This is a genomic window from bacterium, assembly GCA_035295165.1.
Taxonomy (GTDB): Bacteria; Sysuimicrobiota; Sysuimicrobiia; order Sysuimicrobiales; family Segetimicrobiaceae; genus JAJPIA01.
This window is the reverse complement of record DATGJN010000070.1, coordinates 23,891-39,619: the sequence shown is the minus strand read 5'-3', so window position 1 is coordinate 39,619 and position 15,729 is coordinate 23,891. Positions and strand designations below refer to the sequence as shown.

12 protein-coding genes and 1 pseudogene are annotated in these 15,729 nt (G+C 60.3%); 11 read left to right on the top strand and 2 right to left on the bottom strand.

What is annotated here, in order from left to right:
* Nucleotides 1–488 precede the first annotated feature (488 nt).
* Nucleotides 489–794, top strand: a pseudogene (locus tag VKZ50_11350) (thiamine pyrophosphate-binding protein).
* 83 nt (nucleotides 795–877) lie between these two features.
* A complete protein-coding gene (locus VKZ50_11345) occupies nucleotides 878–2,116 on the top strand; it encodes a thiamine pyrophosphate-dependent enzyme (protein HLJ60314.1) in 1,239 nt (412 codons plus the stop codon).
* A 224-nt stretch (nucleotides 2,117–2,340) separates the two neighbouring features.
* Here the strand turns inward: VKZ50_11345 and VKZ50_11340 are convergent, their stop codons facing one another.
* The gene (locus VKZ50_11340; GenBank protein ID HLJ60313.1) at nucleotides 2,341–3,357 is read right to left on the bottom strand and encodes a Gfo/Idh/MocA family oxidoreductase; all 1,017 of its coding nucleotides are present in this window, start codon (nucleotides 3,355–3,357) and stop codon (nucleotides 2,341–2,343) included.
* A 447-nt stretch (nucleotides 3,358–3,804) separates the two neighbouring features.
* On the opposite strand from VKZ50_11340, the gene VKZ50_11335 reads away from it, so the two are divergent.
* From VKZ50_11335 to VKZ50_11305, 7 genes are all read left to right on the top strand, one after another.
* A complete protein-coding gene (locus VKZ50_11335) occupies nucleotides 3,805–4,896 on the top strand; it encodes a mandelate racemase/muconate lactonizing enzyme family protein (protein HLJ60312.1) in 1,092 nt (363 codons plus the stop codon).
* An 88-nt stretch (nucleotides 4,897–4,984) separates the two neighbouring features.
* Entirely contained in the window at nucleotides 4,985–6,169 is a 1,185-nt protein-coding gene (locus VKZ50_11330; protein ID HLJ60311.1) for a Gfo/Idh/MocA family oxidoreductase, read from the top strand.
* A gap of 15 nt (nucleotides 6,170–6,184) precedes the next feature.
* The gene (locus tag VKZ50_11325; protein ID HLJ60310.1) at nucleotides 6,185–6,931 is read left to right on the top strand and encodes an MBL fold metallo-hydrolase; all 747 of its coding nucleotides are present in this window, start codon (nucleotides 6,185–6,187) and stop codon (nucleotides 6,929–6,931) included.
* Between the two features lie 181 nt (nucleotides 6,932–7,112).
* Nucleotides 7,113–7,976 (top strand): aldolase/citrate lyase family protein, encoded by an 864-nt coding sequence (locus tag VKZ50_11320; protein ID HLJ60309.1) that lies wholly within the window; start codon nucleotides 7,113–7,115, stop codon nucleotides 7,974–7,976.
* 137 nt (nucleotides 7,977–8,113) lie between these two features.
* On the top strand, nucleotides 8,114–9,106 hold the full coding sequence (locus VKZ50_11315; GenBank protein HLJ60308.1) for a substrate-binding domain-containing protein: 993 nt from the start codon (nucleotides 8,114–8,116) through the stop codon (nucleotides 9,104–9,106).
* A 44-nt stretch (nucleotides 9,107–9,150) separates the two neighbouring features.
* A complete protein-coding gene (locus VKZ50_11310; GenBank protein ID HLJ60307.1) occupies nucleotides 9,151–10,197 on the top strand; it encodes an ABC transporter permease in 1,047 nt (348 codons plus the stop codon).
* Nucleotides 10,198–10,232: 35 nt separating this feature from the next.
* The gene (locus tag VKZ50_11305) at nucleotides 10,233–10,952 is read left to right on the top strand and encodes an ATP-binding cassette domain-containing protein (GenBank protein HLJ60306.1); all 720 of its coding nucleotides are present in this window, start codon (nucleotides 10,233–10,235) and stop codon (nucleotides 10,950–10,952) included.
* Between the two features lie 42 nt (nucleotides 10,953–10,994).
* Here the strand turns inward: VKZ50_11305 and VKZ50_11300 are convergent, their stop codons facing one another.
* Nucleotides 10,995–11,858, bottom strand: coding sequence for an IclR family transcriptional regulator C-terminal domain-containing protein (locus VKZ50_11300; protein ID HLJ60305.1), 864 nt, complete (start codon nucleotides 11,856–11,858; stop codon nucleotides 10,995–10,997).
* 260 nt (nucleotides 11,859–12,118) lie between these two features.
* Here VKZ50_11300 and VKZ50_11295 point away from each other — a divergent pair, with 260 nt between their 5' ends.
* Together VKZ50_11295 and VKZ50_11290 are read left to right on the top strand one after the other, a co-directional pair.
* Nucleotides 12,119–14,464 carry a 1-deoxy-D-xylulose-5-phosphate synthase N-terminal domain-containing protein gene (locus VKZ50_11295; GenBank protein ID HLJ60304.1) on the top strand — a complete coding sequence of 782 codons (2,346 nt, stop codon included), beginning with the start codon at nucleotides 12,119–12,121 and terminating at the stop codon, nucleotides 14,462–14,464.
* A gap of 387 nt (nucleotides 14,465–14,851) precedes the next feature.
* Nucleotides 14,852–15,727, top strand: a complete 876-nt coding sequence (locus VKZ50_11290; protein ID HLJ60303.1) for a branched-chain amino acid ABC transporter permease — start codon at nucleotides 14,852–14,854, stop codon at nucleotides 15,725–15,727.
* Nucleotides 15,728–15,729: the final 2 nt, after the last annotated feature.

Genomic DNA, 15,729 nt, shown 5'->3' with positions numbered 1-15,729 from the left:
GGGCTTCCATACGATGTAACCTACAATCGCAAAGCCCGGGGATCAGGCGCATACCGAGGCCGCCGCCTCAGTCTCCAACAAATAGTTGGGTGTTGCGGGGCTCGCGACGACGAGAGAAGTGTTGGGCCGGGAGTACGGGCTGAAGGAACCCACCTTCGCGTCGACGATCTGGTTCAGTGATACAATTGATTGGGAGCGTTTCTCGAGGATCCGCATTTGGCAGGTCACCGCCCCAGGCTACCATCGCGGAGGGTGACCCCTAACTTTGGTATCCGGGACGTGTCTCTCTGCAGAGGTCTCGGGAACCATTTTCCAGTGGATATCTGAATCACGGGACCGCACGAATCCAGGCGACGCGTGATAGGCGGGCGATCGATCCAACGGAAAGGATGACCTGCACCCATGTCGATGGAGAGGCTTGATGCGCTTTTTTGCCGACGGCTTGACGCGTTGTGCGGCGAGTCAGATAGAGGAATCTGGCGCCGGCGATGCGTCTGACCGGGGGCCAGGCGCTAGTGCAATCCCTCGAGGCCCAAGGGGTCGATGTAGTATTCGGCCTGCCGGGCGTTCAGCTCGACTGGGCGTTCGACGCGCTGTACCTTGAGCGTGACGCGATCACAGTCTATCACACTAGGCACGAGCAGGCGGTATCCTACATGGCCGACGGGTATGCTCGAACCACCGACCGCGTCGGTGTCTGCCTGACGGTTCCCGGACCGGGACTGCTGAACGCGATGGCGGGTCTCGCGACCGCCTATGCGTGTTCGTCGCCGGTCCTGTGTATCACCGGCCAGATTCCGACCCGGCACATCGGGAAGGGTCGAGGGCTGCTGCACGAGATCAAGGATCAGCTGCAGGCGGTGCGCTCGGTGACCAAGTGGGCGGCCGCAGCGAGCGCCCCGAAGATATCCCGGCGGTCGTTCGCGAGGCGTTCCGGCAGCTGCGGACCGGCCGCGCGCGCCCGGTGGCGATCGAGGTCGCACCGGACGTGCTCCAGGCGTCGGCGGATGTCGCGTCCGTGGCCCGCGTGGAAGTTGCGCGGCAGGAAGGTGATCCCGAAGTCGTCGAACGGGCCGCTAAGGTGCTCGGGCGCGCCAAGCGGCCGAGCATCTTCGTCGGCGGCGGGGTTCTGCGATCGGGCGCGTCGGAGCCGCTTCTGCACCTCGCCGAGATGCTCGAGGCTCCGGTCATCATGTCCAGCAGCGGCAAGGGTGCGATCTCGGACCGTCACCGACTGGCCCAGAGCATGGTGGCGGCCGAGGATCTGCTGCCGGCGGCGGACGTCGTGCTCATCGTGGGCACCCGGTTTCTCCAACCGGCGTTCTCGACGTGGGGACCCCGCGACGGACAGACGCTCATCCAGATCGATGTCGATCCCGAAGAGATCGGGCGGAACAGCCCTGTAGCGATCGGGATTGTTGCCGATGCCCTTTGGGGCCTCACCGAACTGCTCAAGCGTGCCCCGCGTCACAACGGCAGTCGGTCCTCCCGCAGAGACGAACTCGCGGACGCGAAGCAGAAGGCAGACACGCGCCTAGCCACGCTGGAGCCGCTGCGGTCATACGCGCTCGCGATCCGTGAAGCGGTGCCGGACGACGGCGTCGTGGTTACCGACCTCACCCAGGTCGGCTATTGGTCGTGTTTTGGCGGGTTTCCCGTCTACGAACCTCGGACCTTGATCACGTCAGGGTACCAAGGGACGCTGGGGTTTGCGTTTCCGACCGCGCTCGGCGCGCGAGTCGGCGCGCCGGAGAAGAAGGTCGTCTCGATCAGCGGGGACGGCGGCTTCATGTACAACGTGCAAGAGATGTCCACGATGGTCCGGCACGGGCTCAATGTGGTGGCGATTGTCTTCAACGACAATGCTTTCGGCAACGTCCGCCGCAGCCAAAAAGAGTCTTTTGGCGGGCGAGAGGTTGCGTCGGACCTTCGGAACCCGGATTTCGCCCGCCTGGCGGAGTTGTTTGGCGTCGAGGGGCGGCGTGCAGAGAGTCCAAGGGCGCTCCAGGCCGCGCTTCAGGATGCGCTCGGCCGCGATCGCCCCGGGCTGATCGAAGTGCCGCTCGGCGAGATGCCCAACCCCTGGCCGGTGATCCGGGCAGGGTCGCGCGAATAGTGGCCTGCACCGCCCGCCCAACCGTTACTGCGCACGGCTTTCCGCGCGATGTGAATCCGTAGTCTGGGCCGAAGAGGGCCCGCGTCACCTGACAAGGTGCAGGACGACAGTGTGTCGCGGCCGCGTTCCCTGTTCAGCAAGTGGCGCGGATCACCGCAGCTTCCGCCTTTGGCGACTGAGTCGACGGGCGTCTCAGGATTGGCGAATCGCGCACGATCTCGATATCACGGCGAAGATAGCACTTCCGGGCGTCCGCTCGATGACGAAGTCTGACACGCTTCGATTACTCGGAGATTTGCGATTCCGTCTTCCGCGCGCAAGAATACGGGATCGCCGCTGCGGACCGACCGCTTGAAAGACTTCACCATCTCTTCGTAGGCGTTAATAGGGGCCGGCGTTGGCATTACCGTTTCTTCCCCATTCCGTTCAAGAATGAACGGGCGCGCCGGCCCCGGGACGGGACCTCCCACCATCCAGGTGGCGATCGGTCGAGGCACTCTCATGAGCCCAGTGGTGCCAATCAGAGTGAGAGACTGCTGATCACCAGCGTTGAAGCTAACGTAGACACTCGCCGTTGCGTCATCGGGAAACAGGAGGCTCGCCGCGGTAGTTACGTCGACGCCGTGTCGCTTGTGCATCACCGCGGATACTTGAAGAGGCTCCTTGTCCAGCAGAAACCGGATTAGACTAATACCATGGGAGCCGGTATCGTAGAGAACTCCTCCACCAAGGCCAGGTTCCCAACGGATGTTCGGCCCGTCGGGAAGGTGGAATGAGAAACTGAAACTCAGGTGCCTGACGGAACCAATCATCCCTTCGTCAAGCATTTGCTTAAGCAGCGCGAGGCGCGGATGATGTCTGAAGAAGACTGCTTCAGCGAGTACGACACCCGCTCCCCGACACTTTGTCAGCATTTCTTCGGCCTGAGCGACGTTGAGTGCCAGTGGCTTTTCGCATAAGATGTGCTTTCCTGCACGAGCCGCTGCAACCGTCCACGGGTAATGAAGGTGATTAGGCAAGGGAATGTAGACGGCTTCGATCCGAGGGTCATCAACCACGGCTTGGTAGGAATCGTAGACCGTCTCGATCCCAAAGTCCCGTGCAAAGGTATTACCTTTCTCTACGTGAGTCGTGCCAACCGCGACGACCATATCACCAGCTGATTGGATGGCTGGCACGATCGCCCGTCGGGCGATTGCGGCCGCACCGAGAATGCCCCACCGCAGCGGGTCCTTCGCCATTATAGCCTCCCCTCCTAACGCGCCAAGCCACGACCTGCATGGTGGCAGTATGGTACAGTCCTGCAAGCGGTTTCAAACGCTTCTGTTTGTCCATTTCGTGCGTCTGAGCACAATACCACAGGGTCGCGGCGACGGTGGGCGCGACTTTGTTTCGCTTCGCGCAAGCGAGATTCCAGGGGCAGTACCGATCCTTGAGCGCTACTACCTCACTATACCGCCGAGATCTGGTTCTCCTGCTGCGGCGGTGCCGCATCCAATCCGCCGGAACACAACATATGCGCCGTGCGGTCACGGATTGATGCCCCGCGAAGCACGGTGTACGTGACGCTTGAGTCTGCGTGGCACGGAGGCGTGAAGCGGGATTTCGGGCGGGGTATGCTGAAGTGTCGGCCGAATCTGTGTTTCGTCCGTGGTGCCGCTGCGACTCCAACGAGGAGGGATGTGCCGTTGAAGGTAACAAAAATCGAGCCGCTGGTGGTGCGCGTGCCGTTACTGAAACCGGCGGCCATTGCCAACCGAAGATTTACTGAACGTGAATACACCATTGTCCGCATGGTCACCGCGGAAGGGGTGGAAGGCAACAGCATTTGCATCGGCGCGGGGACCGTCCCCGCTCACGTCAACGAGTTCGCTCCACTGATTATCGGACGGGACCCGGAAGAGGCACCGCGGATCTGGAACGATCTCGTCTTCGCGACACGACACGGGCGGCGTGGAGCTCCGATGTTTGCCCTGTCATTGCTTGACAACGCACTGTGGGATTTGCGCGCGAAGGTCGCGGGGTTACCTCTCTATAGGTTGCTTGGCGTCGCGCGCACGGAGGTTCACGCTTACGCCAGCGGCGGGGTTTACGTCGACGGCGAGGGCGTGACGGAGCTTGCTAGAGAGTATGAACAATATGCCGAGGCGGGATTTCAAGCGGCGAAAGTCCGCATCGGCGGCCTCGCGTTCGCCGAGGATGTTGAACGGGTGCGCGTCGTGCGGCAAGCGCTTGGCCCTCGGGTTCGGCTCGGGATCGATGCGAACGCAACGTTACAGGCCTGGGACGACGCGAAACGGTTTCTCGATGCCGTGGAAGATTGCGATATCGCATGGTTTGAGGACCCGTTCCACGCCGAGGCGTTTGAGAACTTTCGCAAGTTGTCCACCATTAGCTCGGTTCCCATTTCCACTGGTGAGTCGGAGTCCTTTGGTTATGCATTCGCGCAGTGGGCTGCAACCGGCATCGTGGATATCCTGCAGCCAGACGTCACTGTCGTCGGCGGCATCACCGAGTGGCTGCGGGTAGCTGGGTTGGCGGCGTGTTTTGGCAAGACCGTCTTTCCACACTGGTTCCCGTTTGTCCACATTCACCTGTCCTGCTCGTACGCGGGGCAAGCCGTGCGTTGGGTCGAATACGTCCCCAACCATAAGATCGTGAACATCGACGAGCTATTCGACGAACCGTATGTGCCCCGGCGGGGAGTTTTCCGGCCATCTGAAAAGCCTGGCATAGGTCTCAGCTTCGACTGGGATCGCGTCGCGAGATATCAGGTTTGATCCGAACTTGGGAGCCTCAATGTGCCTTGTTTGTCACCGTCCCGCATGATGCCACTCACTCTTGAGGGATAGGAGAGCGAGGAAAGATATGCACTCCCACCGGAGCTGGAGGGGTTATGGCAAGAAAAGTCTTCGCATCGCGCTCATAGGCACTGGCTTTATGGGCATGCTGCACAATCGTGCTTATCGCTTTATCCCGCATATCTATCCCAACGAGGTACTTCCCTCCGTGGAGATCGTCGCGGACGTTAGCGACGATCTGGCCGAGCGGGCCGCTCGTAGTTGGGGGATTCCGCGATGGACAAGCGACTGGGCGACGGTCCTGGAGGATGATGAGATCGATATCGTCGATATCTGTACGCCTCCAGATCTTCACGTGCCCATCGGGACGGCTGGCGCGGCCGCTGGCAAGCATGTCTATTGCGAAAAGCCCCTCGGCAGAAACAGCGCGGAGACGACTGCGTTGTGTGATGCGGTAACGCAACGGGGCGTAGCGAGTTTTGTGGCGTTCAATTACCGGTGGGCTCCTGCTGTCCAGTATGCGCGCGAGCTTATTGCACAGGGCGCCGTGGGTGAGATTTGGCATGTGCATGCCACCTACAACACTGGGGCCGCGGCAGACCCGTCAAGCCCGTGGCGATGGCGCTATAGTCGCGAGCGAGCGGGGCATGGTGCGCTTTCTGATCTGGGATCTCATTTGTTCGATATGGTGCGCATGTTGGTCGGGGAAATCAACGAGATCACGGGGTACACGGACGTTGTTGTCCGCGAACGTCCAACGGAGCGCCAGGAGGCAGAGAAGGACATCTCGATGCTTCCCGTGACTAATGATGACTCTTGGGGCGCGCTCTTCAAGCTCGCGAATGGGGGCACCGGAATCGCCGAGGGGAGCCGGGTCGCGGCGGGGACACGGGTTCGATTCACGGTCGACGTCAGCGGCAGCAAGGGAGCGTTGCGCTGGAACCTGAACCGCATGAACGAACTCGAGGTGTACCTGCCTGGCGCGTCGCCATACTTGGACGGGTTCACGCGCATTCAGATGGGTCCGGGGCATCCGTTTTTCAGCGATTTCCTGCCAGTAGGGGGCTTGGGGATCGGGTTCGTCGAATTGAAAGTGCTCGAGCAGCGGGCATTCTTGAACGCCATCGCTGGCGGCGAAGTCGCTGCGCCTAGCTTCGAAGACGGGCTGGTCATTGCCCGCCTCCTCGATCGGGTGGCGACATCCGGCACCGTTCGCGCTTGGCAGCAATCCACGTCAGGACCCGCGCGTTGAGGAGGGGCGTAAACGATGCAGATCCACCCCTGGGTCCATCTGGTTGGTAGCGATCAATTCGGTCTCACGGCTCCCAACGATTCCAACATCTACCTGCTCGACGGAGGCACCGCGCTTGCAATCGTAGACGTCGGCCGCCTGAGCAGTTTTGACGACATGATAGCAAATGTCCGAGCCTCAGGGTACGATCCCGCCCGCGTCAGTACAATCTTCTTAACGCATGAACATACGGGCCACTCGGAGGGATGTGCCCGATTTAAGGATCAGTTTGGGGCCAAGCTGGTCGCACATCGAAACAGCGCGCCGTCTCTCGCGACAGGGGCGAACTCAGACCGGGAGTTCATGCGTGCCTACGGGGCTGTCCCTCCTGGGTATGAGTTTCCGACTGTGAGTCCTGACGTTGTCATCGACGATGGTTGGACGACGAGCATCGGAAGGTTTCGCGTGCGAGCAGTGCATGTGCGCGGGCATACTGAGGACTCCGTTTGCTACGTGGTGGACTCAGACGATTCTCGGGCAATCTTCACGGGCGACGTCGTCTTCTTCAATGGGATGGTTGGGCTGCTCAATCTTCCGGGCTGTAACCTTGGTCACTACCGTGCTGATATCCAGAAGCTCGGTGATCTGAACGTTGACCAGCTCTTTCCCGGGCACGGAATCTTCGTATTGAAGGGAGCACAGCTCCACCTCGACATGGCCGTCCAGCAATTCCGCCGACCGCATCTACCCGAGAGTTACTACGAGGGAATCAAGAGATTATAATGGGCTCGGTGCGACCGGAAGCACAGCAGAGTAGTCCGCTGGTCGCGGACTGCGCTGCGTCTTAGGCATCAATGCCGCGACCGCTGGAGCCACGGAGCCGCAAGAAATACTCAGCTTGGCCGCCGAGGAACCGGCCCTTCTTGTCTGCGAACGCGGTGCAGGCACCGACAGGGAGGTCGACATGACTGAGATCCCCCGATTGAATGGTGTTATCCGGGCCCTTGCGAAAGGCAATCCCGCTTTCGTTACTTTCGCCGGTGCCGACGTCACCATGGCACAGACGATAAGTGCTGCGCCCTATGATGGCGTAGTGTTCGAGATGGAACACAACCCACTCGACATCGCGCGCTTGCGCGACTGTCTGCAATACATGCTTGACCGTCGAGAACTGGTTCGGTCTGCCACTCTTGCGCCGGCTGTTACCCCGTTTGTCCGCATCCCGCCGAACGGAGGAGAACTGAACCAGTGGATTGCGAAGCAAGCACTTGATGCGGGTGTTTATGGCATCGTTTGGCCTCACGTAAGCACTGTGGAAGAAGCCCGCAATGCTGTCGCGGCGTGCAGGTATCCACGTCCGGCGGCGGCGCCCCGTTTTAACCCGGCGGGCGTAAGGGGCGATGGGCCTCGAAGTGCCTCGCGGTATTGGGGGCTGACGCCTGCTGAATATTATCATCGGGCGGACGTCTGGCCTCTGGATCCCCACGGCGAGCTTCTCGTGGTCATCATGTGTGAAGAGGCGCGTGCGATCAAAAACCTTCCCAAGATGCTTGAAGACGTGCCAGGGATAGGCGTCGTGCTCATCGGAGAGGGCGACCTTTCTCAAGACTTGGGATTCCCGCGGCAATACGATCATCCGAGCGTCGCAACTGCGATCAACGACATTCTGGCGATCTGCAAAGACCACGAGATACCTTGCGGCCATCCTCACGTGGATGCAAGCAACGTGGAGATGCTGCTTGACCGGGGTTTCCGTTGGCTTATGCTCAGTCCGGTGCTGTCGTTCTCTGCACTGGAACTAGGAAGGACCGCTGCCCAGACAAACTAGTAAGGCCACAAGGAGACGTGGACTATCGGCACGAATGACCGAAAACCGACGTGTCCGCAGTGTTCGACGACAGTTGTGTGCGAACTGCGTTCCGGTCAAGCACGACCCGTATGATGTTCTTAGGGGGGTGGGAATAGATGCGGAAGGCCCGGTTCATCGCGGCGCTGGCCGTCGTGTCGATGATGCTGCTCGCTGCCAGTGCGATGCCACGGATAAGTAATGGTGCCAGTAAGCCCCTGACGATCTATATGGTCGGGTTCACCCAGCAACAGGCATTCTGGCACGCGGTGCAGCATGGGGCTGAGCAGGCGGGCAAGGACTTCGGCGCGACGGTCAAATACGAGGCGCCAGCGGGCACCGGCAGCGACGCCGACATGATCTCGTTACTTGACGCTGCCGTAGCGGCCAGGCCGAATGGGATCGCTATTGAGTACGCTGGCAGGGACATGCAGGAGATCACGCTTCGGGCGCTTGCGGCAGGAATCAAAGTCGTGCTCTTCAACAATAATCGGTTTGAAGCTGCAGGTAGTACGCCTGCGACAATAGATCCTCGCATCGTCAGTCTCGCATTCGTCGGTCAGGACGAGCATCACTCTGGCGAAGTGCTAGCGTCTGCGTTTCTCAAGTACCTTCCGTCCGGGGGCGGCAGAGTCTTGGTCATCAACCCCAACCCGAAATCGCTGGTTCTTGGCCTTCGGCAGGACGCGGTCAAAGGGTTACTTACCGCGCGTGGATACAAGCCCGATGTGTTGGTGGAGTCGGCGGACGCAACGCAGAATCAGCAAACTACTGGCGCGTACCTTCAAGCTCATCCTGATACCGTTGGTATCTTGTCTTTGAACGTCAATGGAATTGCCCCCGCCGTCCAATATGTTGCCCAGCAGAAGCTGAAAGTGCCCGTCGCCGGGTTCGACATCAACGATGTCGTCTTCCAGCAACTCAGAAGTGCGGGTGCACTGAAAATCCTTCTTGATCAACAGCCCTATCTGCAAGGCTACCTGACGGTTGAGAACCTCGTGCTAGAACTTCAACACGGGTTCGCTCCTGTGAACATCAACACGGGCAGCTTGATCGTCGATTACGATAATTCTGGCAGGGTCGAGCAGCTTATAAAGCAAGGACTCGACTGAAGGCCGATGCCTCGCAGTCGTGTGCGCTCTCACCGGTGACACAAATGGCGTCAGACGAAACAGCGCGGCGGGACGCCGGCGTGTTAAGGCCCTCGAAGTACGAAGCCGCGGTGCACATTGGCTGGGGCATCTTCCGATCCCGCGGTTTTGGGGCCTTTGCCGGATGGATCTTGCTCGCTGGTGTCTTTCAAGGTCTTTCGGGGCGCTTCTTTACCGGCGGCGAGTTGCGCGGGATGAGCCTGGTTGCGAGCGAAGTCGGTACGATTGGTGTCGGCGTTTCATTTCTCATGATCGCCGGCGAGTTCGATCTTTCGGTCGGTGCGATGTTTGCCTTTGTCCCAATCGTTTTGGGCGAACTGATCGCGGCGCAGTGGAACGTCTGGATCGCATTTGTCCTCGTTCTCGCCATGGCTGCTGCCGTAGGTGTGGTGCACGGGTTGATCACCACTCGGTTGGGTATCCCATCTTTCATCACCACGCTGGCAACGCTTTTTGTACTTACGGGGCTGAGTTTTCTCATCACCTCGGGACTCCCGGTAGGCTACTTCCAGCAGACGGCGTTTCGATCTCTGCTTGGCGGTAACTTGGGCAACGCTGCGTTGGCCGCTCCTTTCGTTTGGATGTTTGTGTTCGGGGTCACGTTTTGGTTCATTCATGGGTTCACTCAATACGGGAATTGGACAACGGCAGCGGGCGCCCGGGGCGGTGCGGCACGCGCGCTCGGTGTACCTGTCGCGACCGTGAAGACTATTAACTTCGCACTCTGTGCGATGCTGGCTGGGTTCGCTGGATGTGCAGCATTCGCGCAACTGGGCTCCGTCGACGCGAGCTTCGGTACAGACGCCAATCTCCTGGCCATTGTTGCGGCGGTGCTAGGTGGGACGTCGCTGTTCGGAGTCGAGGGTTCGATCGCCGGGACTGTGTTCGGGGCGTTGGTATTGGGCTCTCTATCTACAGGGCTGGTCCTCGTGGGCGCTCCAGGTTCCTGGTACACAGCAATTATTGGGATCATCCTTCTTGTCGCGGCCTTTCTTAATGACCAACTCGACAAACTCGGGCTTCGTCTGCGCAGAGGGCCGATGAGCCGGTGACTGGGCCTCCACTCCTTGAACTTGACGGAATTGGGATGCAGTTTGGCAGCGTGCGGGCGCTCGCCGACGTGAACTTTGCACTTCGGGCTGGCGAGGTGGTCGGCCTCGTCGGCGATAACGGCGCCGGTAAGTCGACGCTCCTCAAGATCATCACCGGGTATCATCAGCCGACAAGCGGCAGCATTCGGTTCGAGGGGACTGAGGTGCGATTCCGGTCACCATCCGATGCTCGCCGGCTCGGCATTGAGACCGTTTACCAAGACCTCGCCTTGATAGACCAGATGAGCCTTTGGCGGAATTTCTTCCTCGGGAAGGAACTGACCTGGCTGCGAACCCCGTTGCCTATCTTGAAAACGGGCGCGATGCGGAGGATCTGTGCAGACCAGTTGTATGAGATCGGACTCACGCACATTCAGTCTGCCGATCAACCCGCTGCGGTCCTTTCTGGCGGTGAACGCCAGTCGCTCGCGATCATGCGGGCTATGTACTTCGGCGCGCGTGTGTTGCTGCTGGACGAGCCGACCGCAGCACTATCAGTCCGGGAGACTCGACGCGTTTTCCGAGCTATCGAAGCGGTTCGGGAGCGGGGTCTTGGCATCATCTACATCGACCACAACCTGGCTCACGTTCATCCTGTCGCGGATCGGATTACCATCATTGAGCATGGACGCGTCGCGGCGAGCCTGGTCAAGAGTGACGTAACCGTTGAAGAATTGATGCACTTCGTTGCTCACGGGTTCACGGCACAGGCATAATCGGACTGCAATCCACCGGTCGAGGGAAGGGTCGGGTCGAGTTCATTCCTTCGAATCACTCGCTCTTGTTCCATGACGCGATGAAGCATCGGTTCCACCCCGGCGGAGTGACAGTTGATCATCTTCCTGGTATGCATCGACGGGCGCAAGACCGCGCGGCGCGTCGCCAGGAGCTCGATACCCTAACGACACGGAGAGCTTGGAGGCAGCTGTGGCCGCCAGCGCGGCCAGCGTGCGCTCACGTCCGCGATTGCGATTGTCAGGCCATGTGATGATGAGATCACCGATCAGCCGAACCGCGTTGCGAACCGGCGCGGAGGCGCCGAATGCTCCCGGGTACCGTTCGCCGTGGGTCAGAACGTAGCCCTGGCGTCGCGCCCGTTCGAGTTGCTGTCGGAGCTGTGCCTTCGAAATCTGCCTGAGGCCGGGGATTGGATCCGGAAGAGCATCCACTACTGCATCCCGTTCCTCCCTCGGGAGGAAAGCCAGGATGCCTTTCCCGCTCGAGCCTATGTGTAGGTCGTTCCATTCGCGGAGCGAGCGCCAGATGTAGCGGACAGTCTGAGCCGACTCCACAGCATCGACCGCGAAGAATTGACGACGTTTCGGATCGTACAGCGTTAGGATCACCGTCTCGCCGGAGATGCGCGCAGCCTCCTCCAGCACAACCCGTGCGTGCCGAGTCACGTCCAGGCTGTCAAGAAGGAGAGCCGCTACGCGGATGAGGGACGGGCCAACCGTGAAGCGGCCCGGGCGTTCAGCCAAAGTCAACATATCGTACTGGTGCATTTCATGCAGGATTCGGTGAACGGCACTCCTTGGCAAGCGAGTGGCAGCCGTAAGGTCGCGCACCCCCCACTCACCTGCCGCGGCGAACGCCTCGATGATCAAGAGCCACCGTGCCATCGGCTTGAGCTTGGGTCTCCGGTATCGCGAGGTCATTCGGCGTTCTTCTCCGAGCGGCCGGCGGAATGGGAGGGCCGTCGGTTCGCGCCGGATCCCTTGACAGCGTCACGGCTCATTCTCTATCATCTTCCATAGCGAAATGAGACACTTGTCCCATTTTACTCTATGGGGGCGAATTTGGCAACCCTAGCCATCGACTCGAGCTGGTCCCTCGACACTCCGGCGGGTCCGTCCTGTCGTTCCGCGCCAGGAGTCGGCGCGTGAAGCAGGTGGCGTCCGAGGCAAATGTCAGCGTCTCGTGCAACTACGCACAACGCTTGATGCGACTCGAGACGCTGCAGGCTATCCAGCGCCGGATCCTCTGGCTGAGCACGCTGATCGTCCACCACGCCAACAAGGTTAGGCCCAACCTCAGTGGCCTGAAGGTGGGCGGCCACCAAGCGTCGAGTGCATCGGTGGTCTCGATTATGACGGCGTTATTCTTCGATTTCATGCGTCCCGGGGACCGGATCTCTGTCAAGCCGCATGCGTCGCCGGTGTTGCATGCGATTCATTATCTGCTAGGCAATCTGGAACAGAGTCATCTCACCACGCTGCGGGAGTTCCAAGGCTTGCAGGCGTATCCTAGCCGGACGAAAGATCCATATCCGGTCGATTTCTCGACAGGGTCGGTGGGCATCGGCGCGGTGGCGCCCAATTTCGCCGCGTTGGTTGACCGCTACGTCCAGTCACGATTCGGCGCCACAGACTGTTCTGGACGGCGCTTCATTGCGCTCATCGGGGATGCCGAGCTGGACGAGGGATCAGTGTGGGAGGCGGTGGCCGAACCGGCGCTTGCGCACCTTGACAATATCGTGTGGATAGTAGACGTGAACCGGCAGTCGTTGGATCGTGTGGTTCCGGGCATGCGGGTCCGCCAATTGGAGGACATGTTTCGAGCGAACAGGTGGGCCGTGTTTGAGGCGAAGTACGGTCGGCAGCTACAGGCCGCCTTCTCCGAACCCGGCGGAGAACATCTGAAGCGGCGCATCGACGAGATGCCGAATGAGGAGTATCAATTCTTGCTCCGCTCGGACGCCGCTACGGTTCGCCGGGCGCTTGGGGAGACGCTTCTTGTCAGCCGGACCGATGAAGACGTCAAGACCCTGTTGGCCGACTTGGGTGGGCATGATCTCGACGTGCTTCCTAAAGTCTTTGCGGAGGCCGACGCCGCTCCAGGGCCCTCAGTGATCTTTGCCTATACGATCAAAGGGTGGGGACTCCCGATCGCTGGCGACCCGCTGAATCATTCAGCATTACTGTCCGCGGAGCAGATGGAGGACCTGATGGTCCGCCTTGGGATCCGGCAGGATGACATGTGGGCCGGATTCACGGAACGGAGCGCAGAGGCAGAGCTATGCGCGGAGCGCCGGCGCGTACTGGCACGTCCTCCCCGTCAGTCTAGGCCGAGCCTCGAGCTCCCAACAGATCTCGGTCGCGACTACGGCCCGGAGAACTCCACGCAGCGCGCGTTTGGACAGATTCTGACAACCCTTCGCAGGACCGCGCCAGAGGCCGGACGGCGCGTCATGACGGTTAGCCCGGATGTTGCCACGTCGACAAATCTCGGCGGGTGGATCAATCAGGTGGGGGTTTGGAGTCACCAAGAGGAGCGAGACCGGTTTACCGTGCTCGGCCCTCGGCTCATTAAGTGGGAGCGCACGCCGGATGGTCAGCATTTAGAACTTGGCATTTCCGAAACCAACCTGTTCATGGCCTTGGGGCAGTTAGGCCTGTCCGCGGAGGTGAACGGGGAACCGCTTCTCCCGATCGGTACCCTGTACGATCCGTTCGTGGCACGAGGCCTCGACGCTCTTGTGTATGCTTTGTACTCCGGTAGCAAGTTCATTTTGGTGGGCACCCCATCAGGCGTTACCCTTTCTACCGAAGGAGGTGCGCACCAATCGGTCATTACACCAGCGATTGGACTCTCGCTGCCAGGGGTCGTGTACTATGAGCCGTGCTTCGCGCTTGAGCTTGAGTGGATTCTCCTCGAGTCGTTACGCGCCTTGCATCGCGAGTGCAATCCGATGTCCGCGTACCTGCGGCTGAGCACGGCCCTGATCGACCAGCGGCTCCTCAACGCCCGTGACCGTGACAACCTCCGCGCCAAGGTTCTCTCGGGCGCCTACCGGCTGGTTGACAGGATGGAGGAGCCGGGGTGCGTGCCGAGCCGGAACCTCGTGCAGATCTGGGCGACCGGCGCCGTGGTCCCGGAGGCCGTGCGCGCGTCGGAAGAGCTCATGCAGGACGGAGTTTATGCGAACGTCGTCAACTGCACGAGCCCCGATCTCGTGTACCATGCGTGGCAGCGCGGCGTGACCCGCGGTCTTGAGACGCTTGGCCCCGAGCTGCTTGCGGTAGCTGTGGATGCCCCGATCGTGACCGTTCTCGATGGTCATCCCTCCACGCTGGCGTGGGTCGGGAGCATGGTGGGGCGGAAAGCGTACCCGCTTGGGGTCACGCGCTTTGGAGAGTCGGGAATGCCCGCGGATCTCTACAGAGCGTGCCGAATCGACTGGGAGTCGATTTACGAAGCGTGTTGTCTCGCATTGCAGGGCGGCTAACCAGTCGGGGGTGCGTCAGTTGCGTGACGAGCGGGAAACGCGGGTCGACCGATGATGCAACAGCCCCCAAAAGCAACGAGGGTGGGCCGCGACTCGCTACACATCGTGCCTCGCCCTGCGGCGATGCGCGGGTATCACGCTTTACCGCAGTTGGGCGCAGTGTACCACAAAGAAGTGAATGACAGAGACGCAGTCGCGGTGGTGTCATCACGCGCGAAGCGTCGTGCCGAGGAACCTCGACATCGGACGCCCTCTCCGATATCCGGAGCACTGGAAGGGAGCTCCGAAGCCCTGGCGTCAGCCAAGGAGAAACCATCCCGAGGTACCAGCGATCAGTTTGAGACGCCCGGCTGGAACCGGCTGCTCGCCGAGAAGGGGTGACCGAGCATGCATCTGATTCTCAATTCGTTCGGCTTTGGTTTGGTGACCGCATCAGTCCTTGCGTTGGCAGCTGTCGGCGTGACTTTGCAGTTTGGAGTCACTAACTACGTCAACTTCGCGTACGGCGAGTACCTTACACTCGGAGCATACTTGAGTTGGATCCTCAACGTTCAGCTCCATGTCGATTTTTGGCTTGCGGCGGTTGGTGGTGCGGTGGCTACGGGCGTGGGCGCCGTGGTCATCAGCGAGTTCGTCCTCAAGCCTTTTGTCCGGCGTGGTGCGCGACTACTTTTCTTGCTAATCGTTACCCTCGGCATGTCGTTGATACTGGCCAACATCTTTCAAATACTTTGGGGCACTGACTTTCGAAAGTTCGACATTCCCAATCAACAGGTATTTTCCGTCGGCCCTCTCATTTTCACGCCGAACCAGGTAATCATTATGGCGATCGGTTTGGGGGCCATGCTAGCGATCCACTGGTTGCTCAAATACACCAAATTGGGTAAGGCAATGCGTGCCATGTCTGATAACTTGAACTTGGCGCGCGTAGGTGGCGTAGACACAGATCGCGTAACGCTATGGACCTGGTTCATCAGCGGGTGTTTGGCTGGCTTGGCCGGGGTGATGCTGGCTTTGAGTGCTGGGGGATTCCAACCTTCGTTTGGTGAGGAGTTCTTGTTCGTTATCTTCGCTGCTGTGATTGTCGGGGGCGTAGGCCAACCCTACGGTGCGATGCTGGGGGCGTTGACGATTGGCAGTGTTACGGAGATGTCCGCGGCCGTACTCAACTCGGCCCTGAAGAGCGATGTTGCCTTCCTTGTGCTGATCGTGATGATACTGATCCGGCCGCAGGGGCTCATTCCCACCCAAGGGAAGGCGTAAGC

Coding starts and splice junctions, on each gene's coding strand:
- VKZ50_11340 (HLJ60313.1), bottom strand. CDS start 3,357: ATGGCGAAGGACCCGCTGCGGTGGGGCATTCTCGGTGCGGCCGCAATC.
- VKZ50_11330 (HLJ60311.1), top strand. CDS start 4,985: ATGCACTCCCACCGGAGCTGGAGGGGTTATGGCAAGAAAAGTCTTCGC.
- VKZ50_11325 (HLJ60310.1), top strand. CDS start 6,185: ATGCAGATCCACCCCTGGGTCCATCTGGTTGGTAGCGATCAATTCGGT.
- VKZ50_11320 (HLJ60309.1), top strand. CDS start 7,113: ATGACTGAGATCCCCCGATTGAATGGTGTTATCCGGGCCCTTGCGAAA.
- VKZ50_11315 (HLJ60308.1), top strand. CDS start 8,114: ATGCGGAAGGCCCGGTTCATCGCGGCGCTGGCCGTCGTGTCGATGATG.
- VKZ50_11310 (HLJ60307.1), top strand. CDS start 9,151: ATGGCGTCAGACGAAACAGCGCGGCGGGACGCCGGCGTGTTAAGGCCC.
- VKZ50_11305 (HLJ60306.1), top strand. CDS start 10,233: ATGCAGTTTGGCAGCGTGCGGGCGCTCGCCGACGTGAACTTTGCACTT.
- VKZ50_11300 (HLJ60305.1), bottom strand. CDS start 11,858: ATGGCACGGTGGCTCTTGATCATCGAGGCGTTCGCCGCGGCAGGTGAG.
- VKZ50_11290 (HLJ60303.1), top strand. CDS start 14,852: ATGCATCTGATTCTCAATTCGTTCGGCTTTGGTTTGGTGACCGCATCA.